Source organism: Aeromicrobium wangtongii (assembly GCF_024584515.1).
Lineage (GTDB): Bacteria > Actinomycetota > Actinomycetes > Propionibacteriales > Nocardioidaceae > Aeromicrobium > Aeromicrobium wangtongii.
On the sequence record NZ_CP102173.1, the window covers coordinates 2,792,951 to 2,816,204 of the forward strand.

Sequence of the window (23,254 nt, forward strand, 5' to 3'; positions counted from 1 at the left end):
GGGTGGGGCTCGCGACGGCCGGCATCACGCGCGGATGTCCAGCTGCAGGTCGAAGTGCTGCTGTGCGACGACCGTCGCGTAGGCCTCGTACTGCAGGCCGATGTTGGTGCGCGCGGTCGAGATGTCGCGGTAGTACCGCTGCATCTTGGAGCCGTTGCTGCCGCCCTCGCTGGTTCCGGAGGTCCGGAACAGCAGCTCGACGGCTTCCCAGATCAGGTTCACGGCGTGGTGCGTGCTGGAGTTGATGCTCTGCAGCTCCTCGGCGTCGAAGCCTGCGCCGGTCACGGCCTTCTCGCTCAGCTCGGCGAAGTACTCGCTCATCTGCAGCAGGACGTCCTCGGCGGCGTGGATCTTGCCGGAGGCCAGGCCCCAGTAGCGCTGGAAGTCCTTGTTGTGGAAGCGCGGCACCGGGTTGGGGCCCAGCGTCTTCTTCTCGCGCAGGATCCGCTCGTACTCGTCAAGCGCTGCGTAGCCACATCCCACGAGGACCGAGGTGATCTCCAGCTGCAGGAAGCCGGTCGAGTGCCCGGCGTACATCGCGTTCTTGTGCACCTCGTACCCGGGGGTATCCAGACCGCCCTCGAGCTGGAGCACGTTGCCGCGCACGACGAACTCGTCCGGCACGCGGGCACCCTCGACGATGATGCTGTTCGAGCCGCTGCCTCGCATGCCGAAGGCGCGGTGGCGCCAGTCGTCCTGCAGGATCCAACCATTCCGCGGGACGAGGGCCAGGCCCTGCCCGGTCATCTCGTCGCCCTCCATGATGCGGACGCCGACGATGGCGTGGGTGGCGTACGGCGAGCCGGAGCAGTAGTCCCACTTGCCCTCGATCGCCCAGCCGCCGTCGTCCTGGCGGGTCGCGGTGCCCATCGGGATGCCGCGCATGGGCGCGATGAACTCGCCGTTCTCGCCGATCGCCTGGCTCTGCGCCTTCTCGCCCCACAGGCTGCCGATCTGCAGGCCGTGACCGGCGCCGAGGCTCAGGCACCAGCCGGTGCCCGGGCATCCGCGGGCGATCTCGACGACCATCTTGACGAAGGTCTTGACGTCGAACTCGAGTCCACCGAAGCGGCTCGGCACCAACGTGCGGTACAGGCCGGCCTCGCGGAACAGCTCATGTGTCTCGGGTGAGTAGGTGCCGCGGTCGTCGGTGGCGTCCTGCTCGCTGCGCAGGTGGTCGCGGAAGGATCGCGCCCGCTCGATGAGGTCTTCGGGGCTCAGACCTGGATCGGACTGTTCGGACTGGGCGTTAGCGATCGCGGTCACGATGGCCTGCTTTCTCGGAGATGGAAGTGGTGTGTCGAAAAGGAAGGGCCCGGTCGGCCGGCGGACCGGCCGACCGGGATGGAACTACTTCGCCGACGGGTCGAGCCAGTCGGTGAGCGCCTTGTACGCGCCGTTGCCGGAGTACTCGAACACTCGGGTCTGCGCGCCGCAGAGACCCGGCGCGGTCGAGTCGCTGCCGCACGAGAGGGTCTGGCTGCCCAGCAGCAGAGGACCTGCGAAGGACTTGGCCTGCTCGGCGATCGTCACCTCGGTGGCGTCGGCGCCACCTGCAGCATTGGCCAGACGAGCAGCGGTGAACACCAGGCCCCACGCGAGGGCCGCGTCAGGAGTTGACTGCGACTGCGGCGACAGTCCTGTCTTGGAGGACGCCTCCACGTACGTCTGGACGTCGGGCTGCGACTTGTCGGCGACATTGGTCTGGGTGGAGATCTGCTGCCACTTCGGCGCCTCGCCGCCGAGGCCCTGAGCCACCGGCGCCGAGAAGCAGAAGGCTCCGGCCGACACGACGGGGGCCTTGACCTTCAGGGTGTCCAGGGCCTTGGCCGCGGCGACGCACGCCGGCGGCGACGAGACGAGCGGAATGATCGCGTCGGCGTCCGCAGCGCCGGAGGCGACCGCCGCCGACGTCAGGTTGGTGGTCGACGGGTCGAAGCCGACCGCCTTGACATCGATGTCGAGGGCGCCGAGAGCCCGCTCGAGGACCTTCACGCCATCGGCGCTCTGTGCGTCCTGGGGATAGATCACCGAGACCTTCTTGGCCTTCACGACGGTCCCGAGGTAGGTCGCCAGACCGCGGAAGATCGAGCCCGGGTTGCCGTTGAAGATGAACACGTTGTCGGCCTGGGCGTCGGTCGAGCTGATCGAGTTGGCCATCAGGACCGGCTTCTGTCCCTTGTTGACTGCCAGGAACGACTGGTTGCCGGTGATCGTGGAGCCGAACAACACGGTCTTGACGGCCTTGTTGTTGACCAGCTTCAGCCCGCAGGCGTTGCCGTCCTGCTCGTTCTCGACGACGAAGCACGTCTCGAGCTTCACGGGGTGCCCGCCGATGCCGCCGAGATTCTTGTTGATGTACTTGACGGCCGCTTCGGCCCCGTCGGTGGCGCTCGGGAACCCGAGGGCGCCGCCCTGCTGGTTGACCCAGCCCAGTGTCACCGGCTCCAGGCTGTCGTCGGCTGCGCCGGCCGAGCCTCCGGTGTACTTGACCAGATCGGTGACGGCGGCCGGGTTGTCGGCCACGGCGGTGGGTGTGTCCCCGCCCGCCGAGCCGTCGGCCGCGTTGCCGCCGTCGGACTCCGCGGCACACGCCGCGGTCACGAGCGTCAGCGCGATGAACCCCGCGGCCATGCGCGCGGTCCTGGTACGGACGGTCTTGGTGACCGTGCGACCCACAAGAGAGTTTGCCATTTCCAGTACTTCCTTCGAGAGCATCCGGCGGAGATGCGCACGCGCTTCCCGAGCGGCTCGCACGACAACTGTGGAATATGTTTCCGAGGTACGGAATGGATCGTAGCCATGTGGGCCCGGTCACACAACCTATTTGGCGATCTGTTTTTCCGGCCGTTGCCGCGGCGGGGGAAAGTCAGAAAAGCGGGGCCGTCAGCGCGCGCGCCGACCCGGCAGGAGCCAGCGCGACGTCGAACCGGACGCTGGCCCACTCACCGTCCAGGGCGCGGCCGTCGGGGGCCGGCGTCCCGCTCGGGTGGTGCGCGAAGCGCTGGACCAGCCCGTCGCGAACCCCGAACACGCAGTCGTCCTCGAGCAGCGGGTGGCCCGCGACGAAGACATGGGTCACCACGGTACGAAGGTGCTGCGCACTGACGCGCAGCCTCAGGTGAGGGGCGCGATGCCCAGCGCGCCCCAGCGCGTGGAGCAACGTGCCGACCGGGCCGTCCTGTGGCACCTCGATCGGCGAGGGGACCGATCCCCAGAAGGCGTAACGCCCTGACGAGTCGGTCATGACGTGGGCTCGCGGCGCTGCCCGTTCATTTCCGTACTCGGCGCCGGCACGTCGGTAGTCGTCGGTCTCCCAGACCTCGACGCGGGCGCCACGAACGGGGCGCCCAGCAGCGTCCGTCACGGTCCCCTCGATCCAGCAGGGCACCCCCTCCACGCGAGGGAGGACGTCACCCACGGCGATCTCAGGACTGTCGTCGATGACGTACGGCCCGATCACGGTCGGTGGGGTCGAGCCGCCGGGCACCGTGTTGAGCGCCACGACCTGGGCCGACGCCCCCAGGACATCGCACAGCAGCACCAGCTCTCGGCGCTCGTCGTTGGTGAACTGGCCGACCGAGACGAGGAAGTCGAGCGCCTTCGCCCATTCCGTCTCGGTCGGCCGCACCTCCTGCAAGAAGGCGTGCAGGTGCTCGGTCAGCGAGCCCATGACGGTCTTCAGCCGCGGATCCTGACAGCGGTCGAACGATCCGACGACACGGGACACCAGGAGGTCTCCCGCATCGTCTGCTCGGTCACGGGTCGTGCCCGAGGTGGTCACGCCATCCATGGTCAGTGCAGGTGCTTGTCGTAGAACTCGAACACCCGGATCCAGCCGTCGACCGCCTGGGCTTGTTGATAGTGCGGATGATCCGACGCGAAGAAGCCGTGCCCTGCACCGTCGTATCGGTGGAACTCGAACTCCTTGCCGAGCCTCGTGAGCTCAGCCTCGATCGCGTCGACCTGGGCCGGATCGGGGTTGGTGTCGTCGTTGCCGAAGATGCCCAGCAGCGGGGCTGACATGTCGGGCGCGCGGTGGATGACACCACGTGACGGCGCATTGGGCTTGTCGGGGTCGGCCGGCTGCGGCATGATGCTGCCACCCCAGCAGTCGACCGCCGCGTCCAGCGTCGGCACGTCGCACGCAGCCAGGAATGCCTGGCGGCCGCCTGAGCAGAAGCCGATCACGCCGGTCTTGCCGTTCGAGGTCGGCTGCGACTTCAGGTGGTCGACGGCGCCGGAGATGTCACCCATGACCTGGTCGTTCGGCATCGCCTTGCCGAGCCCTTCGGCGCGCGCCGCAGCAGCGACGTCCGCCCAGTGGCCGGGACCGCGCCGGTGATACAGATTCGGCGCCAGCGCCGCATATCCGCCCTCCGCGAACCGGCGCACGACCTCCCGGCACCAGAAGTCGAGCCCGGGCGCGTGGTGCAGGACGACCACGCTGCCCATCGGCTCGGTCGTGGTCGGCCGTGCCGAATAGCCTTCGATGATGTCGCCGTTGTGACCGGGAAACCCGATCACCTCGGCGATCATTCCGTCCTTCACCGTTGGTCCTCTATTTCCTAGGCCGCGACCATGTCGTCGAGCACCTTCATCAGCTCTGCCTCGGACAGGTGCAGGTCGATGGGCTCGCTGAACGGCTGGGGCCAGTTGATGCCGGTCGGCCAGTAGACCTCGACGCGGTTGCCCTCGGGATCGCGGAAGTAGCAACCGATGGCGTTGCCGTGGTTGCTGATGTGGTCGACCTCGTACTTGCGCTCGACGATCTCGGCGTAGAACTGGCGCAGGTCGGCCAGGTTCTGGACGTGGAACGACAGCTGCTGCGGGTCGGTGTGGCGCTCCTCGTTCTTGGCGAGGAGGAGCTCGTGGTGCTCCTCCTCCGGACGAGCGCTGAGGAAGACCCGTCGCTCGTCGCGGTCGGTGACCGTCATCCCGAGGAAGTTGGAGTAGAAGTCGAGCATGATCTCGGTGTCCTTGACGAACAGTCCGACGTGGCCGAGACGGGTGACAGCGGGCATGATGATGGAGCCTTTCGTGTGGGTGTTGCCGTGGTTGAGTGGGTGCGAGCGGGTCCGGGCTAGGCCCAGGACACCGATCCGGTGATGACGTCGAGCAGCCGGTCGAGGTCGTCGGGCAGCGCGTCGCCGCGCCAGGCCACGTGGTGGTCCGAGCGGATGAGCGCCGCGCCGGTCTCGTAGAGCATCGTGAGCTCGGCGAGGTCGGGCTCCTCGACGGTCAGGACCTGCAGGGGGACGCCGCGGGACTCGGCCAGCCGGACGAGCTCTCCGGCGTCGAGGTCGCCCAGCACCAGCAGGGTGAAGCCGTTGCCGAGGTGGTCGTAGAGCGACGATCCGTCCTTGAGCCAGTGGTGCGGCGCGCGGTTTCCGGGCGCGGACGACGGCACGTAGTCCTCGAAGGACGGCGCCGGCTGATCCGTGCCGTCCCGGAAGATGACCGGTGAGGACGAGTAGCGGTAGCCGAGCTGTCCGCCCATCCGCTTGAACTGGCGCGCCTTCTGGATCTTGATGTCCTCGGCGACCTGGGCCCGCACGGCGTCACCGATCGGGCCGTCCTCCTCGATGCCGTCGCGCACGAGCTCACGCGGTCCGACCGCCTGGTTGCTCTCGCAGCCCTTGAGGATGAACCGTGCCGCCTCGCCGCGCTCGATGCTGTAGCTGGGGATCAGCGCCGGGCCGCCCCAGCCGTCCAGGACGGCGGCAAGCTTCCAGCCGAGATCGGCTGCGTCGCCGATGCCGATGTTCATGCCGAACCCGCCCATGGGCGACACCATGTGGGCGGAGTCGCCGATCAGCAGGACGCGCCCGAAGTCGTACCGGGGAGCCTGGATCGAGTGGGTGATGAAGGTTCCGCCCGCCAGCGGCTCGACCTCGAACTCCTCGCCGATGGCGCGGAACAGCATCGCGCGGCAGGCCTCCCAGTCGTCGCCGTCGACGCCGTCCGGGACGGGCGAGGCGAAGTAGGCCCAGTGATCGGTGCCGGACTGGGGCACGAGGCTGTCGCCGGCGCGGTCCTCGTTGTAGAACAGCAGCATCGACGACATCTCGGTGGCCTTCCACAGCTCGGCCAGGCCCGGGGCGTAGATGTGCCAGAGGAAGCTGCGCGCCAGGTTCGGGTGACCTTCCATGCGGACGTTGAGCCCCTCACGACGCAGCTTGCTGCGACTGCCCTCGGCCACCACCAGGTACTGGGCGGTGTGTGACTCCTCGCCGTTCGGGCCGTCCACCGTCACCGTGACACCCTGGTCGTCCTGCTCGAAGGACAGGACCTCGCTGTCGAAGCGCAGGTCGATGATCGGGAGGGATCGGACGCGGTCGCGCAACGTCTTCTCGATGGCCTCGTTCGGGGCCCACTCGGCCACCTCGGACGCGATCGGCAGCCGCTCCGACCACTCGTACGCGCGGGGGAACCGCAGGATCTCGTGACCGCTCAGGCGGGTGACGAATGCGACGTCGCGCTGGACCTCGGTGCTCACCGGGTCGTTGTCGCGCAGCGCATCGGCGATCCCCCAGCGGCGGAAGTGCTCCATCGAGCGCACGTTCGTCATGTTGGCCCTAGCGACGATCCGCTCCTCCTCCGAGCGCTTCTCGAACAGCACGCTCGGAATGCCCCGCAGTGCGAGGTCGATGGCCAGTGCCATCCCGACGGGACCCGCGCCCGAGATGGCGACCGGGGGAACATCCTGACGAACTGACACGAGCGCTCCTAGGGCGAGAAACAGATATGTGATTCCGTCTAGCGGTATCGGTTTCCACGGTAGCAGCGCACGTGGGCCGTGTCCAGCGTCACATCAAGCCGGCTGGACGGTTTCAGCCGACGGGGCCGGGGGCCCGCAGAATGCAGCGAAATCCGATGTGCGACATCGACGACTCGATCGGCTGGGCCTGGCGAGCGGCCGGGCGATACCGCTGGCAGTAGTTGTCCGAGCACAGGTGCGACCCGCCCTTGAGGACCCGGCGCGGAATCCGCGCAGCGGTGTCCCCCGCGTCATCGCCGCCCTCGGGGGTGGCCACGCGCGGATTCTGCTGCGGTCCGCAGCACGCGCGGCCGCTGGTCTCGGCATGGTCGGATCGGTAGAAGTCCGACGTCCACTCCCAGACGTTGCCGGTCACGTCGTACAGCCCGTAGCCGTTGGGCGGGAAGGAGCGCACGGCCATCGTGCGCTGCTGGCCGGCAGGATCGAGGTTGCGCCACGGGAACTCCCCCACCCAGTACTTCGCCAGGCGCCTGCCGTACGGAGACCGCTCGTCACCCCAGGCGTAGGTCGCACCGTCGAGCCCGCCGCGCGCGGCGCGCTCCCACTCGGCCTCGGTGGGCAGGTCCTTGCCGGCCCAGGCCGCGTAGGCCGAGACGTCCTCCCACGCCACGTGCACCACCGGGTGGAGCTCCCGACCGCGCGTGTCGGATCCGGGGCCCTCCGGGTGCTTCCAGCTCGCGCCGGGCACGTAGCGCCACCACGTCCGCCAGTTGTCCAGCGGCACCGGGCCGGCCGTGGGCGTGAACACCAGGGAGCCGGGCACCAGCAGCGAGGCCTCCACCCCCGGGTAGTCGTCGGGGTCGATCGGTCGTTCGGCCACGGTCACGTGACCGGTCGCCTTCACGAAGCGCCTGAACGCGGCCACGGTGACGGGAGACTCGTCCATCCAGAAGCCGTCCACGGTGACGTCGTGCACCGGGCCCTCCTCGGGATACTCCGCGAGGTCAGAGCCCATGGCGAACCGTCCACCGGGAATCCATCGCATCGATCGCGTCGACACGGCGGTAGATGCGGGCGGTGCGGCCTGGGTCGAGGTCATGATCGTCACCGTACGTGAGAGGCAGGCTCACAGACCTGGTCGATCACGACTCAGATCTGCTCGTGCGGCGCGAAGGTTCCGTAGGAGCCGCGGAAGAACACGAGCGCGCGGCCATCATCCGTGGACCCCAGGTCGCGGACCTGCGCCACCACGATGGTGTGGTCACCGGCCGCGTACTCGGCGTAGACGTCGCAGTCCAGCCACGCGACGGCATCGTCCAGGGCCGGACCACCCGACTGCGAGCGCCATGACGCTCCTGCGAACCGGTCGGGGTCGGGCCCCGCGAAACGGCGGCTGGTCTGCTCGTGATGCTCCGCCAGGATGCTGATGCAGAAGCGGCCCATCGACCGGATCCTCGGCCACGTCGAGGAGGTTCGAGCGATGCAGATCGAGATCAACGGGGGGTCGAGCGAGACCGAGGTGATGGAGTTGACCGCCATGCCGATCGGCCCGTCCGGGCCGCTCGTCGCCACCACGGCGACCCCCGTCGGCAGGTGCCCCAGAACATTGCGGAAGTGCCGCCTGGGATCGACCTCGATAGCGGGAAGGGTGGATGCGGTCAGGGTCATCAGGACTCCTAGTTTCACCTGGCGGAATGTGATTTCACAACCAAGTTACGGTGTGACCCAGATCGCGTCAAGCCGAACGCTGCCGAAAAGCGCCTCAGTTTCCCGCCGGCACGGGGTGCAGCTGCTGCAGGAGGCGGGCGAGCTCGTCGAGCAACGCGATCGAGCTGCGGTCCATGCTCTGGGTCGACGCCACCTCACCGCCCTCACCGACGACCTGGCGAACACCGGAGATCGCCACGGCGTCGAAGACCGGGATCATCCTCACCGTCGCGACGATCTGCACCAGCTGCTGGACCGCTCGGGTACCCGCTGCGACCCCGCCATAGCTCACGAACCCGACGGGTTTGTCCCGCCACTCGGCGTGCAGGAAGTCGATCGCGTTCTTCAGCACCGCGCTCGGCCCGTGGTTGTACTCGGGCGTCACCAGCACCACCGCGTCGGTCGATCCGACCAGCGCCGCCCAGTCACGAGTGTGCTGGTGCGCGTAGTCCCCGAGTCGGGGGTGCCGTGGCTCGTCGAAGAATGGCAGAGCGATCTCTGCCAGGTCGGCCACCACGGGCTCGAACTGCCCGTGCTCGCGGACCCGGTACTCGAACCAGCGCCCCACGTGGTGACCCAGCCGACCGGGTCTCGAGCTGCCGATGACGATGAGGAGCCGAGGAAGATCCGAAGATGACATGCGCCGATGATGGCATCGCCGCGGCGACGGCGAGCGGGCGCATCGACCGGTCGAGGACCAGCAGACACGACAAAGGCCCTCACAGATGAGTCTGTGAGGGCCTTCGTGGTGGTAGCGGGGACAGGATTTGAACCTGTGACCTCTGGGTTATGAGCCCAGCGAGCTACCGAGCTGCTCCACCCCGCGTCGGTGGTTCAAGTCTACTGGAGAACTCCCCCACCCCCAAATCGCCCCCACCCGCGAACAGGTCAGGAAGCCACGGCACCGAGGATCTGCTCGTAGCGGGCCTTGGGGTCGAGCGTGAGTCCGGACTTGATGAACCGCGCCCAGTCGTCCCCCAGCACCTCCTGCGCGCCGGACTCGATGGCGTCCAGAGCGGCGCTCGCCAGGTCCGCGGGCGAGACCTTCGGCCCGTCGAGGCCGCGGACCATGTCGGTGTCGACCAGCCCCATGTGCACCCCGACCACGTGGGTGCCCTGGGACGCAAGCTCCAACCGCGTGCTGTCGGTCAGCATCCAGTTCGCCGCCTTCGACGCGGCGTAGGCCCCGTCGCCCGGCGACGTGAACCACGACAGGGCCGAGACAAGGTTGAGGATCGCGCCGCCTCCATTGGCCGCCAGCACAGGTGCAAAGGCGCGGGTCAGGAGCAGTGGACCGTAGAAGTTCGTGTCCATCTCGCGCCGGATCTGTTCTTCTGGCCCGGTCACCAACGGAGTGCCGGTCGAGATCCCTGCATTGTTGATCAGCACCTGGACGTCGCCGGCCTCACGCACCGCAGCGCTGATGTGATCGGGATTGGTGACGTCGAGCTCCAGCGCATGGATGCCCTCGCCGTCGAGGGCACTCACATCGCGCGCGCCCGCATAGATCTTGGCCGCTCCACGCTTCTTGAGCTGCTCGACAAATGCCGCTCCGATGCCCCGATTTGCTCCGGTGACCAGCACGACCGCGCCTTCGATGTTCATGACAAACCCTATTCTGTAGTGATCGCTATTGATAGCTCGGCCAGCGTAGCACGTTCTGTATCGATCACTACGGTATGCTGGGGCGCATGGCAGGAAGACCACGCAGCTTCGACCGGGGCGCAGCCTTGAGAGTCGCCGTTGAACAGTTCTGGCGGTCCGGCTACGAAGGGACGTCCGTCGCGATGCTCACGGCGGCAATGGGGGTGACACCACCGAGCCTCTATGCCGCCTTCGGCGACAAGCACCACCTGTTCGAGGAGGCCTCGACCTGGTACTTCGAGCGGACGTGCGAGGCCGTCGATCACGCGGCGGCTCTGCCGACCGCGTACGAAGCGATCAGGCAGGTGCTGGACGACGCGGCCCGGGCGCACACCGACTCGGCCACCCCGCCCGGCTGCCTGCTGCTCACGGAGCCACGCCTCGGGCCGCAGCGCGAGGTCATCCGTCAGCGGCTCAAGAGCCGCCTCGACCAGGCTCAGCGGGACGGGGACCTGGACGCCACGGCAGACACCGAGCGACTCGCCTCGTTCCTGGTGGCGGTGATGCGCGGCATGTCGGGCTGCGCGCGCGACGGAGGCACCGCCGAGGAGGTCTCGGCCATCGCAGAGGTCGCCGCGACGGCCCTGCTGAAGGCCTCGCGACCGAGTCAGGCCGCACCAGCGTGAACCGATGATGCGAAAAGGCCCGGGATTCTGAGAATCCCGGGCCTTTTCGATCTGGTAGCGGGGACAGGATTTGAACCTGTGACCTCTGGGTTATGAGCCCAGCGAGCTACCGAGCTGCTCCACCCCGCGTCGCGTGATCGACTCTACCCACACGACCGAACGCGAGCGACCCCGGGGTCCGTGGGCCCCGGGGTCGCTCGCGTTGCCGTGCTACTTCTTCTCGGTGCCGAGGCTGTCCTGGGCACCTTCGATGGCGTCGTTCATCACTTCGATCTGCCGCTGGTAACCGGCCAGATCGCCACCCTCCAGCGCCTTCTGGGCCGCGTTGTAGGCGTCCGACGCATCCTTCAACCACTGCTGGGTGGTCTTCTCGGCGGGCTTGTCACCCTCGGCCGGGGGCTTGGCGCCCTCGTCCTCCGCAGGCGGCGCCGTGCCCTCCTCGATGCCCAGCGCCACACGCAGCGCCTCGTCCAGCGTCGTGCCGAAGCCGACCGACTCACCGAACGTCGCAGCCACGAACTGCAGCACCGGGAAGCTTCCCTCGGCGGCACTGCGCTGGATGTAGACCGGCTGGACGTACAGCAGCGATCCGCCCACCGGCAGCGTCAGCAGGTTGCCGCGCAGGATCCGCGCCTCCCTGGACTGCTCGAACTGCAACAGCGCCTGGGTGACCCCTCGGTCGGTCTGGAAGCTGTTGGCGATCTGGCTCGGACCCGGTATCTGGGTCTCGCTCGGCAGCTGCAGGATCTGCATCTTGCCGAAGTTCTCGGTGTCGGTCGCCTCGGAGTTGACCGACACGAACGCCGCCAGGTTCTGCCGGCTGTTGGGCAGGTAGACGCTGGTGACCGAGAACTTGGGCTCGGTCTCGCCCGGGCGCGCCGTCGACAGGTAGTACGGCGGCTGCAGGGCCCGCGAGCTCGCAGGCGCCGTCGGGTCCTCGGGCACCTTCCAGCGCTCGCCGTCCTCGTAGAACGTCTGCGCGTCGGTCACGTGGTAGCGCTGCAGGACGTCACGCTGCACCTTGAACAGGTCGACCGGGTAGCGCAGGTGCTCCAGCAGGCTCTGGTCGATCGACGACTTGGACTCGACGATCCCGGGGAAGACCTTCTTCCACGTCTTCAGGACCGGGTCCTTGGTATCCCACTCGTACAGCTTGACCGTGCCGTCGTACGCGTCCACGACGGCCTTGACCGAGTTGCGCATGTAGTTGACCTGGTCGGTCGGCAGCGCGGCCTGCGCGTTGCCGTCGGTCAGGGTGTCGGCCGTGGCCTCGCGCAGCGAGCGGTGCTGGGAGTACGGGTAGGAGTTGCTCGTCGTGTAACCGTCGACGATCCACACCACGCGACCGTCGACGACGGCCGGGTAGGTGTCGCCGTCGACCGTCAGCCACGGAGCGACCTTCTTGACCCGGTCACGCGGCTCACGGTCGTACAGGATCTTCGACTCGGAGTTGACGCGCCCCGACAGGACGATGTTGGGCTCGGCGAACTTGAACGCGTACAGCATCTTGTGGAACAGGTTCCCGATCGGGACGCCGCCCTTGCCGTCGTACGTGTTCTGGGTGACGTTCTCGGCGTCGGTGTCGGCGGACGCGGCCGCGCCTCCGCGGGGGATGTCGACCTCGATCGGCTTGGCGCCCTTCGGGCGTCCGACGATCGAGTAGGACGGGGACTGCTCGCCGAAGTAGATACGCGGCGGCGTCGTCGTCTTGATCTCACCGGCCGGCGGGATGTCCTTGGCCGTGAAGACCGGCTCACCATTGGGTCCGCGCTGGTTGCCGCGGGCCGCGATGATGCCGTAGCCGTGCGTGTACACGGTGTGGTCGTTGGCCCAGTTGCGCTGGTTGGACTGCAGGCCGCTGAGGTTGAGCTCGCGGGCCGCGATGATCGTGTCCTGCGGCTGGGTGTCACCCGGCAGCGTGTAGCGGTCGACGTCCAGCGTCGTCGGCACCGAGTAGTAGCCACGCACCTGCTGCAGCTGCTCGAAGGCGTCCGAGATCAGCGTCGGGTCGAGCAGACGGGTGCTCACCCGCGACTCGGCGGACGCGGCGAGCGCCTGCGGCGTCAGGTCGGTGGTCGCGCTGTACGACTCGACCTCGGTGTCGGCCACGTCATAGGCCTGTCTGGTCGCCTCGATGTTGCGCGCGATGTACGGCGCCTCCTTGTCGGGCTCCGACGGCTTGACCTGGAAGCCCTGCATCACGGCGGGCCAGATGGCGCCCAGCAGGATCGAGGTGACCGCCAGGAGGCCCAGGCCGATCGCCGGCAGCGCCCACGAGCGGAAGAAGGCCGTGGCGAAGAACAGCAGCGCGCACGCGATGGCGACCCAGATCAGGATGTTCTTGGCCGGGATGCGCGCGTTGATGTCGGTGAAGGTTCCACCGTCGACCAGTCCCCCGTCGGAGATCAGCATCCCGAAGCGGTCCAGGTAGTACGAGACCGCACGGGTCAGGATGCCGATGCCCACCAGCACCGACAGGTGGATCTGCGCGGCGCGGGTCAGCTTGGGCCCACGGCCGGCGATGCGGATGCCGCCGAACACGTAGGTGACGAAGACGACCGCGAGCACCGTGACGATGATCATCGCGAACGAGAACGACGTCACGAAGCGCCACCACGGGTAGTCGAAGACGTAGAAGCTGACGTCCTTGCCGAACTGCGGGTCCTTCGTGCCGAACGACGTGCCGTTGCGCCACATCTTGAACGTGTCCCAATGGCTGGCGGCCACCGAGCCGGCGAATGCGGTCAGGACCACGAACAGGCCGATGCCGATCGGCTTGAGGATCGGCGTCAACGCCAGGCGGTACCGGTAGGCCGGGTCGTCACGACGGGCCGGGACGGTGTCGGGCCGCGTGCGGTACGCGATGTAGAGGTTGGCCATCACGAACAGGCCGAAGAACAGGCCCATGATCACGAACAGCGCGATCCGGCTGAACAGGACGCTGCGGAACACATCGCTGTAGCCGACGGACTTGAACCAGAGGCGGTCCGTCCAGACGCTGGTGAAGATCGAGCCGAGGAACAAAAGCACGGCCAAGGTGATGAGGGTGGGGATCAGCACCTTCTGACGGCGGCCGGCCGGCGGACGCGGCTGTCGTGGTCGGGGGGTTCCGAAGATGTCGCTCACAGGGCTCCTGGGTAGGGGTGGTTCATGACTCTATGTCAGGGTGTCGCGCAGGTGCTCGATCAGACCGGGGACCAGATCAGGGCCCTCCAGCAGCTCGGCGTCGGCGGGCTCCTTGGCGCGGACGGCGCTGTGCGCCTGCTTGCCGCGGGTGACCGCTGCGACCAGCCGCACCTCGCGGCGATCCGGGTGCGCCGCAGCGGCCGCCAGCAGGGCGTCCGGGTCCTGCGGCAGCGACTCCTCGGCCTCGGGCGGCAGCATGATCCGCTCGATTACCGCGGCGCAGCCGATCACCGAGTCGGGCCACTCGATCTCGGTGAGCAGGTCCTCGAGCTCACGGTCGTGGTCGAGCTCCTGCTCGATCGGCGTGATGCTCGCCGGATCGGAGGACAGCTGGTCGGCCAGCGCGGGCTCGCGGGCGATCAGGTCGGCCGTGGGCACCAGCGCGAACAGCCGAGGAGGCTGGTCCCAGCCCTCGGCCGCCACGTGCCGCTCGATCTCGAGGGCTGCCTGGCGCAGGGGTGAGTCGGGCATCAGCTGCATGCGGGAACCTTTGCGTCGGGATTCTTCGCGAGCGCCTCGAGGGAGGAGATCGCGTCGTCGAGTTTAGTGATCTTGACCAAGGTCAAGCCGTCGTCGTCGCCGTCGGTCGCCTCGGCACAGTTGGCGGCCGGTACCAGGAAGATCGACGCCCCCGCATTCGCGGCTCCGCGCATCTTCTGGCGGACGCCGCCGATCGCGCCGACCACACCGTCCGCGGTGATCTCACCGGTGCCGGCGATCTTCTTGCCGCCGGTGAGCTGGCCGGGAGTGAGCTGGTCGTAGATCGCGAGGGCGAACATCGATCCTGCGCTGGGGCCGCCGACATTGCCGCCGACATTGTTCGTGATCTCGATCGGGTACGTGTACTTGGTGCCCAGCGCGATGCCGATCCGCGGCACCGCCGGGTCCGCCTCGTCCGGCCTGGTCACGATGTCGAAGCTCTGGTCCTTGCCGTCGCGCTCGATTCCGATGTCGACCGGGTCGCCGGGCTTGACCTTCGCGATGGCCGTCACCGCGTCACGGGCGGAGGCGACCTTCGTGCCGTTGACGGAGGTGATGATGTCGCCCGCCTTCAGGACCGCCGCCGCCGGACCGTCCTTGACGACCGAGTCGACCTGCGGCCGCGCGGTCACGGTGTACCCGGCTGCGCGCAACGCGGCCACGGTCGAGGCGTCCTTGGAGCTGTCGAGCTGCGCGGCTGCCTCGGCATTGGACTGCTTCGCGCTCTCGTCGTCGGGATAGCGCAGCGACCTCGGGACCACGGCCACGTCGCGTTCGAAGTACGCCCGCACCGCGTCCGCGAGCGACAACTTCGCATCCGGCGGCGACACCGAGACCGTCGTGAAGTCCAGCGCGCCGGTGGTGGGATAGGTCTTGACGCCCGCACCGAAGCTGAACACCGGCTTGCCGTCGAACGTGCCGAGCGTGTTGAAGGCCGGGCCGGGTCGCATCGTCACGTACGGCACCGGAATGAGGTACGCGACGCAGGTCAGGACCACCAGGGAGATCGTCGCCACGACCATCGTCGAGTAGCGACGGCTGAGTCGTGCGGGGTCTGACACAGGGTGAATCCTAGTGACTCCGGGCAACCTAGTGGGGATGCACCCACTCGGCGTCGCCGGAGACGAAGGTCTGGTGCTTCCAGACCGGCACCTCGGTCTTCAGCTCGTCGATGAGCCGACGGCACGCCTCGAAGGCGTCGGCACGGTGCGCGGCGGACGCGGCGACGACCACGGCGAGGTCGCCGATGGCCAGGTCACCCACCCGGTGAACCCCTGCCAGGGCGACGACATCGCACTCGGCGGCGATCCGCTCGGCGACCTCACGCAGCCGTGCCGCAGCGGTCGGGTGCGAGGAGTAGCCCAGCGCCGCGACGGCCTGGCCGGTGTCGTGATCGCGCACGGTCCCGACGAAGACGCAGATCCCGCCGGCGGTCGGGTCGGTGACCGCACCGTAGACCTCGTCGAGGCTCAGCGGGGTGTCACGGACGTCGATGAGGCGGACGGCAGGGTTCACCGATTCATCGTAGGGCGAACACGATCGGTGAGGGGTTGTCGATCGCAGTCGGTAGTGTTGGCACATGGCCGATGACGACAAGGAAGAGCCCCAGAACCCGTTCGCGGGCACCCCGATGGAGCAGATCTTCGGAGCGTTCTCGAGCGGCCAGATCGACATGAACCAGATCCTGGGCCAGATGCAGAAGATGTTCGCGCCGCACGAGGGCAGCGTCAACTTCGATCTGGCCAAGGACGTCGCCCGGCACACCCTCGCCGCCGCGGGCCCCGATCCGTCCCCCACGGCGAACCAGCAGAGCGCCGTCGACGACGCCGCACGCCTGGCCGAGATGTGGCTGGACACCGCGACGTCCTTCCCCGCCGGTGCCACCAGCGCCGTCGCGTGGAGCAAGGCCGAGTGGATCGAGGCGACCGCCGGCACCTGGCAGCAGCTGGTCGAGCCCATCGCCGCGCACGTCGTCACGGCCATGAGCCAGGCCCTTCCCGAGGAGGCCAAGGCCATGGCGGGCCCGCTGCTGGGCATGCTGTCGCAGGCCGGCGGCGCGATGTTCGGCCAGCAGGTCGGTCAGGCGCTGGGCGGTCTGGCCGGTGAGGTGCTGTCGTCGACCGACATCGGCCTGCCGCTGGGCCCGCCGCGCGTGGCAGCGGTGCTGCCCTCGGGGATCGCCGCCTTCGGCGACGGGCTGGAGCACCCGGCATCGGACGTCCTGCTCTACGTGATGCTGCGCGAGTGCGCGCACCATCGCCTGTTCCAGCACTCCCCCTGGCTGCGGTCGGCCCTGGTCGGCGCGATCGAGGAGTACGGCCGCGGCACTCGCATCGACGTCGCGTCGATCGAGTCGCAGATGCGCGGCCTCGACCCGTCGCGCCCCGAGGACATCCAAGAGGCCCTGGCCGGTGGCCTGTTCGAGCCCGAGCGCACGCCGGAGCAGCAGCGCGCCCTCGACCGGCTGGAGACCCTGCTGGCCTTCATCGAGGGTTGGGTCGACGAGGTCGTCGCCCAGGCCACGAACGGGCGGATGCCGGCGGCGGCCCCGCTGGCCGAGGCGATGCGCCGCCGCCGGGCCACCGGCGGGCCGGCCGAGCAGACCTTCGCCGCCCTCGTCGGGCTCGAGCTGCGTCCCCGCAAGCTGCGTGAGGCGACGACCCTGTGGGCCGCGCTGCGCGACCGCCAGGGTGCCGAGGCACGCGACGCGGTCTGGCGCCATCCCGACCTGATGCCCGTCGCCGCGGACCTGGACGATCCGCTCGGCTTCGCGCAGGGCGAGGGTCGCACCCAGAGCGATGACGACTTCGATGCCGCCATCGGCGAGCTGCTCGACGGCCAGGACCCACAGGAGTGACGCTGCGCGACGATGCGCACGACGTCCTGTCCCGGTGGGAGGCTCCCGACCCGCAGCAGCAGCGACTCCGCGGGCTCTACCTGGACCACCTGGTCGCCCGTCCCGATGCGATGAGCCGCGCGTGTCATCCCGATCACCTCACCGCCAGCGTGCTGATCGTCTCGGCGGACCACACCCGGGTGCTGCTGACGCTGCACCACATCATCAAGCGGTGGCTGCAGACCGGCGGCCACTGCGAAGCCGGTGATGCCACGCTCGTCGACGCCGCGCTGCGCGAGGGACGCGAGGAGAGCGGGATCCACGACCTGGTCGTCGATCCCGTCCCCGTGCTCCTGTCCCGTCACGAGGTGCCCTCCTGCGGGCCGATCCGGCCCTCGCACCACCTCGACGTCCAGTACGTCGCCGTCGCTGCGGCGGACGCGCAGGAGGTCATCAGCGACGAGTCGGACGATCTGGCCTGGTTCGGTGTCGACGACCTGCCGGTCGACACCGATCAGTCGGTCCGTGACCTCATCGCTGCTGCCACGACACGCCTTCGAGGAACCCCTTCGCCCGCTCAGCCTGCGGGTAGTCGTTGACCAGGGCCCAGAACCTGTCGCTGTGATTGGCCTCGATGAGGTGCGCCAGCTCGTGGACGAGCACGTAGTCCACGACGAATGGCGGCATCCCCTGGAGCCGGTGGGACAAGCGGATGCTGCGGTCGGCGCTGGAGCACGAGCCCCAGCGCTTGTCCATGTTGGTGACCCAGCGCACCGATGACGGCACGGCCCGGCCGGCGAACCACTCCCGCGACAGGGCGGTGGCCCTGGTGAGCAGCTCGTCGTCGCTGGGACGGACCCGTTGCTCGCGCTTGTCCAGGCGTGCCAGCAGGCTGCGGACGTGCTCCTGCTCCACTGCCCGCGGGAGGTTCGCGGGCATCAGGACGATCGTCTTGTCGCCCTCGCGGTAGGCCCGCACGGTGCGCTTGCGCCGTGCGCTGCGACGGATCTCCACATCTCCCACCTGGGCAATCTATCCGGCGACGTCCACCATCGGTCATCCACAGGCCGGAATCGACGAAGGTGCTGGTCACCCGGGCGGAAGACGGCCGCTCGGCGCGGTCGCGCACAGCTTGTGCACCGCTTCGTCCACAGGGTTTCGCGGCGATCCCCACAGGTTGTCCCCAGTTGCGTCCACAGGCGTGGAAAAGCAGGGACCGGAATCGGTTGACGTGGCGGTTCCGTGGCCATAGCGTCAGCCCACACCAGGCTCCGGGTGGCGCGCGCAAGGGGAAGGCATGCGCCGCCCGGGGCCGTCTTTTCGTGCCCGGACACAAAACTGCGGAAGGCCCGGACGTGCCGGGCCTTCCGCGAGATGTGGGGAAGTCACGGGACATGGGGTCCCGTGGCGTGGATTCAGGCCTTGCCGAGAATCCGGTTCAGCTTCGTGCCACAGACCGGGCAGACTCCCTTGGCCATGCGAGTGCCCTTGTCACTGACGTGGACCTCTCCTGACGTCTCGCGCTTCTCCTTGCACTTGACGCAGTAGAACTCGCCACTCCATGTTTCCGACATTGCGGCCTCCTTGCCGATGTGGTGCTGATCACTGTCAGCGTACGCGGGAAGGGGTCATTTCACGCTCCGTGCGGACCAAAACGCCCCGGCGAGTCGCACAGGGCTCTCGCGGGGGCGCCGCCGGCCCGGCCCCACTGTGGACGGACGGTTGGTCGCACGGCGTCATCGGAGCGACGCTGACGGCATGTCCTACCGTCCCGCGCTGCGCCCCGGAGCTCCCCTGTTGCGCCGCGATGCGACCCACCTGCAGATCGGCACCTCCCCCGGGATCGTCGTGGCCGACCGCCCCGGCCTCCTGCCCCTGCTGCGCCTGCTGGACGGGGTCCGCGACATCGACCGGCTGGAGGCCATCGTGCGGGTCACGGTGCCGGAGCTCGAGGGCACCGCCGCCGCGGCGCTGGCCGAGCTGCGCGCCGCCGGGGCCGTCGTCGATGCAGGAGGAGGCGCCGGCCGTCACCGGGCACGGGCCAGACGGCGGGTCGGCTTCGAGATCGCACCAGGCACGGACGACGTCGCGGCCGCCGCCCGCTCGATCCTCGCGGCTGCCGGTGTCGCCCAGCTCGCCTCGCCGGAGCCGGAGCTGCTGGTCATCGCGTCGTTCGGCGAGCCGGCCCGCAGCGTCTATGAACGACCCGCGCTGCTGGGCATCGACCATCTGCCGGTGGTCGTCGACGAGGACCGCGTCCGCCTCGGCCCGCTCGTGCGGCCGGGGCGGACCCCCTGCGTCGGCTGCCACGACCGCTACCGCACCGACTGGGACCCGGCGTGGCCGGTGCTGCTGCACCAGCTGGGGCGGCGACCGCCCCTGCCCCGGGTCACGGCGCTGGACCCGTTGACGTCCCACGCCGCCGCCATCGAGATCGCGGCGGAGGTCCTGGCCCATCTGGACGGTCAGGTGCCACGCACGACCGGCCACTGCCTGTACATCGGGCCGCGCCACGACGAGCGGACGTCCCGATTGGTGGCATTCCACCCCCGGTGCGCCTGCGATCTGTTGTCCGCGGCGTGATGCCGGCGTCCGGACTATCCTGACCACGTGCCCGACACCCCCGAGAAGGATCCCGCCAAGGGACGGCCGCTCAACGGCAGCGCGTTCGCCCGCACGGCCCGCCTCGCGTCGCTGCCCGTCGGTTTCGCCGGCCGCACGACCCTCGGTCTGGGCAAGCGCATGGTCGGCGCCCCCGCCAACCTCGTGATGGACGAGGTGCAGCGCCGCACCGCCGACCAGATCTTCAGCGTCCTGGGTCAGCTCAAGGGTGGCGCGATGAAGTTCGGCCAGGCCATGAGCATCTTCGAGTCCGCCCTCCCCGAGGAGCTGATCGGGCCCTACCGCGAGACCCTCGTCAAGCTGCAGGACTCCGCGCCGCCGATGCCCCCGGCGACGGTCCACCGGGTCATGGCCCAGGAGTTCGGCGCCGACTGGCGCGACCGCTTCCCGTCCTTCGAGGACAAGCCGGCCGCATCGGCGTCCATCGGCCAGGTGCACCGGGCGACGTGGGAGGACGGCCGCGCGGTCGCGGTCAAGCTGCAGTACCCGGGCGCCGCGAAGGCACTGATCTCCGATCTCAAGCAGATCTCGCGCCTGGCCCGGATGTTCGGCGTCATCGCACCCAACCTCGACGTCAAGCCGCTGGTCAGGGAGCTGCAGGACAGGGTCGCCGAGGAGCTGGACTACAGCCTCGAGGCCGGCGCCCAGGGCCTCTTCGCCGAGGAGTTCAACGGCGACGCCGACATCGTCATCCCCGAGCCGCTGGCCCACACCGAGCGAGCACTGGTGTCCACCTGGCTGGAGAGCGACTCCTCCCTCGCCCAGATCATCACCACCGGCAACCAGGAGGAGCGCGACCGCTACGGCGAGGCCTATGTCCGGTTCCTGTTCGCCGGCCCCAGCCGGGTCGGGATGTTGCACGCCGACCCCCACCCGGGCAACTTCCGGATCATGCCCGACGGACGTCTCGGCGTCGTCGACTTCGGCGCGGTCGCCCGCCTCCCCGAGGGACTCCCGCTCTCGATGGGCCGGCTGGTGCGGTACGCCGTCGACGACCGCTACGACCTCGTCCTGGAAGGGCTGCGCGACGAGGGCTTCCTGAAGAGCGCCTCGGATCTGGACCCCGAGACGATCGCCCGGTACGTCGGTCCGTTCGTCGAGCCGGCCCGGGTCGAGCGGTTCAGCTTCAGCCGCGAGTGGATGCGGGAGCAGACGCTGCGGGTCAGCGCCCCGACCGCCGAGGGCATGGGCACCGCGATGAAGATCAACCTGCCGCCGCAGTACCTGCTGATCCACCGGGTCTGGATCGGCGGCATCGGGGTGCTGAGCCAGCTCGGCGCGACCGCACCGTTCCGCCAGATCCTGGAGGAGTCCCTACCGGGATTCGGCGACGAGGCCTAGCACCTCGTCCGCGTACTGGTCCAGCTTGGCCGGCCCGACCCCGGGCAGCCGGGCGAGCTCTGCGGCGTCGGCCGGTTTCGCCTCCGCGATCGACTGCAGCGTCGCATCGGTGAAGATGACGTAGGCCGGCTTGCCCTGCTCGGTGGCCTGCTCACGGCGCCAGGTGCGCAGCGCCTCGTACAGCTGCTCGTCGTAGGTCGCGGGGCAGTCCTCGCAGCGTCCGAGCTTGCGATCGGCGACCGCCAGAACCGTGTTGCAGACGCGGCACTTGGCGACCTTGCGCTGGCGGGCCTGCGAGGAGACCTGACGCGCGGAGTGGTTCGCCGGCAGCAGCGTGTCGAGGAAGCGGGTCGGCTGGCGGTTGCCACGCCCGCCGGCCTTGCGAGCCGCAGCCCACGAGATCATCAGGTCGTGGCGGGCCCGGGTGACGCCGACGTAGAACAGCCGGCGCTCCTCCTCGACCATCTCCGGGGTGTCGGCGTGGATGCTGGGCATCATGCCCTCGTGCATGCCGACGCAGAACACGGCGTCCCACTCCAGGCCCTTGGCCGAGTGCAGCGTCGCCAGCGTGACGCCGTCCGCGGCCGGCGCGTGGGCCTGCTCGATACGGCGGTCGAGATCGGCGACCAGCTCGGTCATGCCGGCGGTCGGGCGTGCCTCGGCCAGGTCGGACGCCATCGAGACGATCGCGTGCAGCGACTCCCACCGGTCGCGGACCGCACCGGCCCCGCTGGGCGGCTCGTCGGTGTGCCCCATCGTGGACAGGATCGCGCGGACGTCGTGGACCAGGTCGGTGCCCTCGGCCTCCTGGGCGCGGGCCGAGCCGCGCAGCAGCGTCACGGCCTGGCGCACCTCGGGCCGGTTGAAGAAGCCCGTGGCACCCCGCATGACGTACGGGATGCCGTGCTCGCCCAGCGCCTCCTCGAAGGCCTCCGACTGGGCGTTGATGCGAAACAGGATCGCCATCTCGCGGTACGGGACGCCGCGGCGGTGCAGCAGCGCGATCTCGCTGGCCACCGCATTGGCCTCGGCGGGCTCGTCGGGGTAGCCGATGTAGCTGACCGGGTCGCCGGGCTCCTGCTGTGACTGCAGGCGGATGTCGCCGGTCGTCGGGGTGCGCGCGAACACCGCATTGGCCGCGGCCACGATCTGCGGCGTCGACCGGTAGTTGCGGACCAGCTCGATGCGCTGGGCGCCCTCGTGGCGGCGGGCGAAGGAGGCCAGGATCTTCGGCGAGGCACCGGCGAACGAGTAGATCGTCTGGCGGGGGTCACCCACCACGCAGATGTCGTCGCGACCACCCAGCCACAGCTCGAGCAGCGTCGACTGCAGCGGGTTGACGTCCTGGAACTCATCGACCACGAACCAGCGGTACTGCTGGCGGACACGGGCGGCGATCCGCTCGTCATCGGCCAGGATCGCGGCCGTGACCAGCAGGATGTCCTCCATGTCGATGCGGCCGCGCTCGCGCTTGACCTCCTCGTAGGCGGCCAGGACGTTGGCGACCTCGCCGGGGCTCAGCTCGGCCACCTCACGGCGGGCCGGGCCGGCCGCGTCGGCATACGCCGTCGGGACGATGTTGGAGACCTTGGCCCACTCGATCTCGGCGGACAGGTCGCGCAGCAGCGGGGTGTCCGCGCGCTTGCCGAGGCGTCGCACGGCCTCGGCGACCAGGGCGAACTTGGACTGCGTGACCTCGGGGAACTCACCGCCGTAGACATGCGGCCAGAAGTACCGGGCCTGCCGCAGCGCCGCGGAGTGGAACGTCCGGGCCTGGACGCCCTCGGCACCCAGGTCACGCAGCCTCACGCGCATCTCGTTGGCGGCCTTGGTCGTGAAGGTCACCGCGAGGACCTCTGTGGGCTTGTAGACGCCGGTCGCGACCCCGTAGGCCATGCGGTGGGTGATGGCCCGGGTCTTGCCGGTGCCCGCTCCCGCGATGACGCTCACCGGCCCGCGCAGGGCCAGGGCGACCTCCCGCTGCTCGGGATCGAGACCGGTCAGCAGGTCGTCGGCGTCGGGCACTCAGTCTCCTCGTGGAATGGCCATGGGCCACAGTGTGTTGAGATGTCCAGAATAGTCGTCGAAGGA

General features: G+C 69.0%; 22 protein-coding genes and 2 tRNA genes. 5 read left to right on the top strand and 19 right to left on the bottom strand.

From position 1 onward, the window contains the following. Positions 1–24: 24 nt before the first annotated feature. The 11 genes from NQV15_RS13715 to NQV15_RS13765 all read right to left on the bottom strand — a co-directional run bounded on the left by NQV15_RS13715 (position 25) and on the right by NQV15_RS13765 (position 10,033). Positions 25–1,266 (bottom strand): acyl-CoA dehydrogenase family protein, encoded by a 1,242-nt coding sequence (locus NQV15_RS13715; protein ID WP_232401590.1) that lies wholly within the window; start codon positions 1,264–1,266, stop codon positions 25–27. A gap of 84 nt (positions 1,267–1,350) precedes the next feature. After that, a complete protein-coding gene (locus tag NQV15_RS13720) occupies positions 1,351–2,694 on the bottom strand; it encodes an ABC transporter substrate-binding protein (protein ID WP_232401588.1) in 1,344 nt (447 codons plus the stop codon). Positions 2,695–2,869: 175 nt separating this feature from the next. Beyond that, a complete protein-coding gene (locus tag NQV15_RS13725) occupies positions 2,870–3,784 on the bottom strand; it encodes a dioxygenase family protein (RefSeq protein WP_232401586.1) in 915 nt (304 codons plus the stop codon). Positions 3,785–3,795: 11 nt separating this feature from the next. After that, a complete protein-coding gene (locus NQV15_RS13730; protein ID WP_232401584.1) occupies positions 3,796–4,551 on the bottom strand; it encodes a dienelactone hydrolase family protein in 756 nt (251 codons plus the stop codon). A gap of 17 nt (positions 4,552–4,568) precedes the next feature. Further along, positions 4,569–5,024 (bottom strand): VOC family protein, encoded by a 456-nt coding sequence (locus tag NQV15_RS13735; RefSeq protein ID WP_232401583.1) that lies wholly within the window; start codon positions 5,022–5,024, stop codon positions 4,569–4,571. Positions 5,025–5,083: 59 nt separating this feature from the next. After that, the gene (locus NQV15_RS13740; protein WP_232401581.1) at positions 5,084–6,721 is read right to left on the bottom strand and encodes an FAD-dependent monooxygenase; all 1,638 of its coding nucleotides are present in this window, start codon (positions 6,719–6,721) and stop codon (positions 5,084–5,086) included. A gap of 112 nt (positions 6,722–6,833) precedes the next feature. After that, the gene (locus tag NQV15_RS13745) at positions 6,834–7,820 is read right to left on the bottom strand and encodes a formylglycine-generating enzyme family protein (protein WP_257125054.1); all 987 of its coding nucleotides are present in this window, start codon (positions 7,818–7,820) and stop codon (positions 6,834–6,836) included. Between the two features lie 50 nt (positions 7,821–7,870). Further along, positions 7,871–8,389: a flavin reductase family protein gene (locus NQV15_RS13750; protein ID WP_232401577.1), complete on the bottom strand. Its 519-nt coding sequence runs from the start codon at positions 8,387–8,389 to the stop codon at positions 7,871–7,873. A 94-nt stretch (positions 8,390–8,483) separates the two neighbouring features. Continuing rightward, positions 8,484–9,068 (bottom strand): NADPH-dependent FMN reductase, encoded by a 585-nt coding sequence (locus tag NQV15_RS13755; RefSeq protein ID WP_232401575.1) that lies wholly within the window; start codon positions 9,066–9,068, stop codon positions 8,484–8,486. 109 nt (positions 9,069–9,177) lie between these two features. Beyond that, positions 9,178–9,254, bottom strand: a tRNA-Met gene (locus tag NQV15_RS13760). A 62-nt stretch (positions 9,255–9,316) separates the two neighbouring features. Further along, a complete protein-coding gene (locus NQV15_RS13765) occupies positions 9,317–10,033 on the bottom strand; it encodes an SDR family oxidoreductase (protein ID WP_232401573.1) in 717 nt (238 codons plus the stop codon). Between the two features lie 86 nt (positions 10,034–10,119). Here NQV15_RS13765 and NQV15_RS13770 point away from each other — a divergent pair, with 86 nt between their 5' ends. Further along, a complete protein-coding gene (locus NQV15_RS13770; RefSeq protein ID WP_232401571.1) occupies positions 10,120–10,698 on the top strand; it encodes a TetR/AcrR family transcriptional regulator in 579 nt (192 codons plus the stop codon). Between the two features lie 52 nt (positions 10,699–10,750). Here NQV15_RS13770 and NQV15_RS13775 read toward each other — a convergent pair. From NQV15_RS13775 to NQV15_RS13795, 5 genes are all read right to left on the bottom strand, one after another. Next, positions 10,751–10,827 (bottom strand) — tRNA-Met (locus NQV15_RS13775). 81 nt (positions 10,828–10,908) lie between these two features. Further along, complete coding sequence (locus NQV15_RS13780) at positions 10,909–13,824, bottom strand: UPF0182 family membrane protein (protein ID WP_232401569.1); 2,916 nt, start codon at positions 13,822–13,824, stop codon at positions 10,909–10,911. A 30-nt stretch (positions 13,825–13,854) separates the two neighbouring features. After that, positions 13,855–14,364, bottom strand: coding sequence for a PPA1309 family protein (locus tag NQV15_RS13785; RefSeq protein ID WP_249373548.1), 510 nt, complete (start codon positions 14,362–14,364; stop codon positions 13,855–13,857). Beyond that, the gene (locus NQV15_RS13790) at positions 14,355–15,425 is read right to left on the bottom strand and encodes a YlbL family protein (RefSeq protein WP_232401566.1); all 1,071 of its coding nucleotides are present in this window, start codon (positions 15,423–15,425) and stop codon (positions 14,355–14,357) included. Before NQV15_RS13790 ends, NQV15_RS13785 begins: the two co-directional genes overlap by 10 nt. A gap of 28 nt (positions 15,426–15,453) precedes the next feature. Then, a complete protein-coding gene (locus tag NQV15_RS13795) occupies positions 15,454–15,879 on the bottom strand; it encodes a molybdenum cofactor biosynthesis protein MoaE (RefSeq protein WP_232401564.1) in 426 nt (141 codons plus the stop codon). A gap of 64 nt (positions 15,880–15,943) precedes the next feature. On the opposite strand from NQV15_RS13795, the gene NQV15_RS13800 reads away from it, so the two are divergent. Then, complete coding sequence (locus NQV15_RS13800; RefSeq protein ID WP_232401562.1) at positions 15,944–17,221, top strand: zinc-dependent metalloprotease; 1,278 nt, start codon at positions 15,944–15,946, stop codon at positions 17,219–17,221. Further along, a complete protein-coding gene (locus NQV15_RS13805) occupies positions 17,218–17,799 on the top strand; it encodes an NUDIX hydrolase (RefSeq protein WP_232401560.1) in 582 nt (193 codons plus the stop codon). Before NQV15_RS13800 ends, NQV15_RS13805 begins: the two co-directional genes overlap by 4 nt. On the opposite strand, the gene NQV15_RS13810 is transcribed toward NQV15_RS13805, so the two are convergent. Together NQV15_RS13810 and NQV15_RS13815 are read right to left on the bottom strand one after the other, a co-directional pair. After that, on the bottom strand, positions 17,732–18,223 hold the full coding sequence (locus NQV15_RS13810; protein WP_232401558.1) for a M48 family metallopeptidase: 492 nt from the start codon (positions 18,221–18,223) through the stop codon (positions 17,732–17,734). The genes NQV15_RS13805 and NQV15_RS13810 overlap by 68 nt on opposite strands. A 392-nt stretch (positions 18,224–18,615) precedes the next feature. Further along, on the bottom strand, positions 18,616–18,774 hold the full coding sequence (locus tag NQV15_RS13815) for a DUF5679 domain-containing protein (RefSeq protein ID WP_168217181.1): 159 nt from the start codon (positions 18,772–18,774) through the stop codon (positions 18,616–18,618). A 184-nt stretch (positions 18,775–18,958) separates the two neighbouring features. Here NQV15_RS13815 and NQV15_RS13820 point away from each other — a divergent pair, with 184 nt between their 5' ends. Both NQV15_RS13820 and NQV15_RS13825 read left to right on the top strand, forming a co-directional pair. Continuing rightward, positions 18,959–19,783 (top strand): hypothetical protein, encoded by an 825-nt coding sequence (locus NQV15_RS13820; RefSeq protein WP_232401556.1) that lies wholly within the window; start codon positions 18,959–18,961, stop codon positions 19,781–19,783. Between the two features lie 27 nt (positions 19,784–19,810). Beyond that, positions 19,811–21,163 (top strand): ABC1 kinase family protein, encoded by a 1,353-nt coding sequence (locus tag NQV15_RS13825; protein ID WP_232401554.1) that lies wholly within the window; start codon positions 19,811–19,813, stop codon positions 21,161–21,163. On the opposite strand, the gene NQV15_RS13830 is transcribed toward NQV15_RS13825, so the two are convergent. Further along, positions 21,137–23,188: an ATP-dependent DNA helicase UvrD2 gene (locus NQV15_RS13830; RefSeq protein WP_232401552.1), complete on the bottom strand. Its 2,052-nt coding sequence runs from the start codon at positions 23,186–23,188 to the stop codon at positions 21,137–21,139. The two genes, NQV15_RS13825 and NQV15_RS13830, sit on opposite strands and share 27 nt — an antisense overlap. Between the last annotated feature and the right edge of the window lie 66 nt (positions 23,189–23,254).

Coding starts and splice junctions, on each gene's coding strand:
- NQV15_RS13750 (WP_232401577.1), bottom strand. CDS start 8,389: ATGACCCTGACCGCATCCACCCTTCCCGCTATCGAGGTCGATCCCAGG.
- NQV15_RS13785 (WP_249373548.1), bottom strand. CDS start 14,364: ATGCAGCTGATGCCCGACTCACCCCTGCGCCAGGCAGCCCTCGAGATC.
- NQV15_RS13815 (WP_168217181.1), bottom strand. CDS start 18,774: ATGTCGGAAACATGGAGTGGCGAGTTCTACTGCGTCAAGTGCAAGGAG.
- NQV15_RS13720 (WP_232401588.1), bottom strand. CDS start 2,694: ATGGCAAACTCTCTTGTGGGTCGCACGGTCACCAAGACCGTCCGTACC.
- NQV15_RS13770 (WP_232401571.1), top strand. CDS start 10,120: ATGGCAGGAAGACCACGCAGCTTCGACCGGGGCGCAGCCTTGAGAGTC.
- NQV15_RS13800 (WP_232401562.1), top strand. CDS start 15,944: ATGGCCGATGACGACAAGGAAGAGCCCCAGAACCCGTTCGCGGGCACC.
- NQV15_RS13755 (WP_232401575.1), bottom strand. CDS start 9,068: ATGTCATCTTCGGATCTTCCTCGGCTCCTCATCGTCATCGGCAGCTCG.
- NQV15_RS13745 (WP_257125054.1), bottom strand. CDS start 7,820: ATGACCTCGACCCAGGCCGCACCGCCCGCATCTACCGCCGTGTCGACG.
- NQV15_RS13735 (WP_232401583.1), bottom strand. CDS start 5,024: ATGCCCGCTGTCACCCGTCTCGGCCACGTCGGACTGTTCGTCAAGGAC.
- NQV15_RS13820 (WP_232401556.1), top strand. CDS start 18,959: ATGTCCTACCGTCCCGCGCTGCGCCCCGGAGCTCCCCTGTTGCGCCGC.
- NQV15_RS13765 (WP_232401573.1), bottom strand. CDS start 10,033: ATGAACATCGAAGGCGCGGTCGTGCTGGTCACCGGAGCAAATCGGGGC.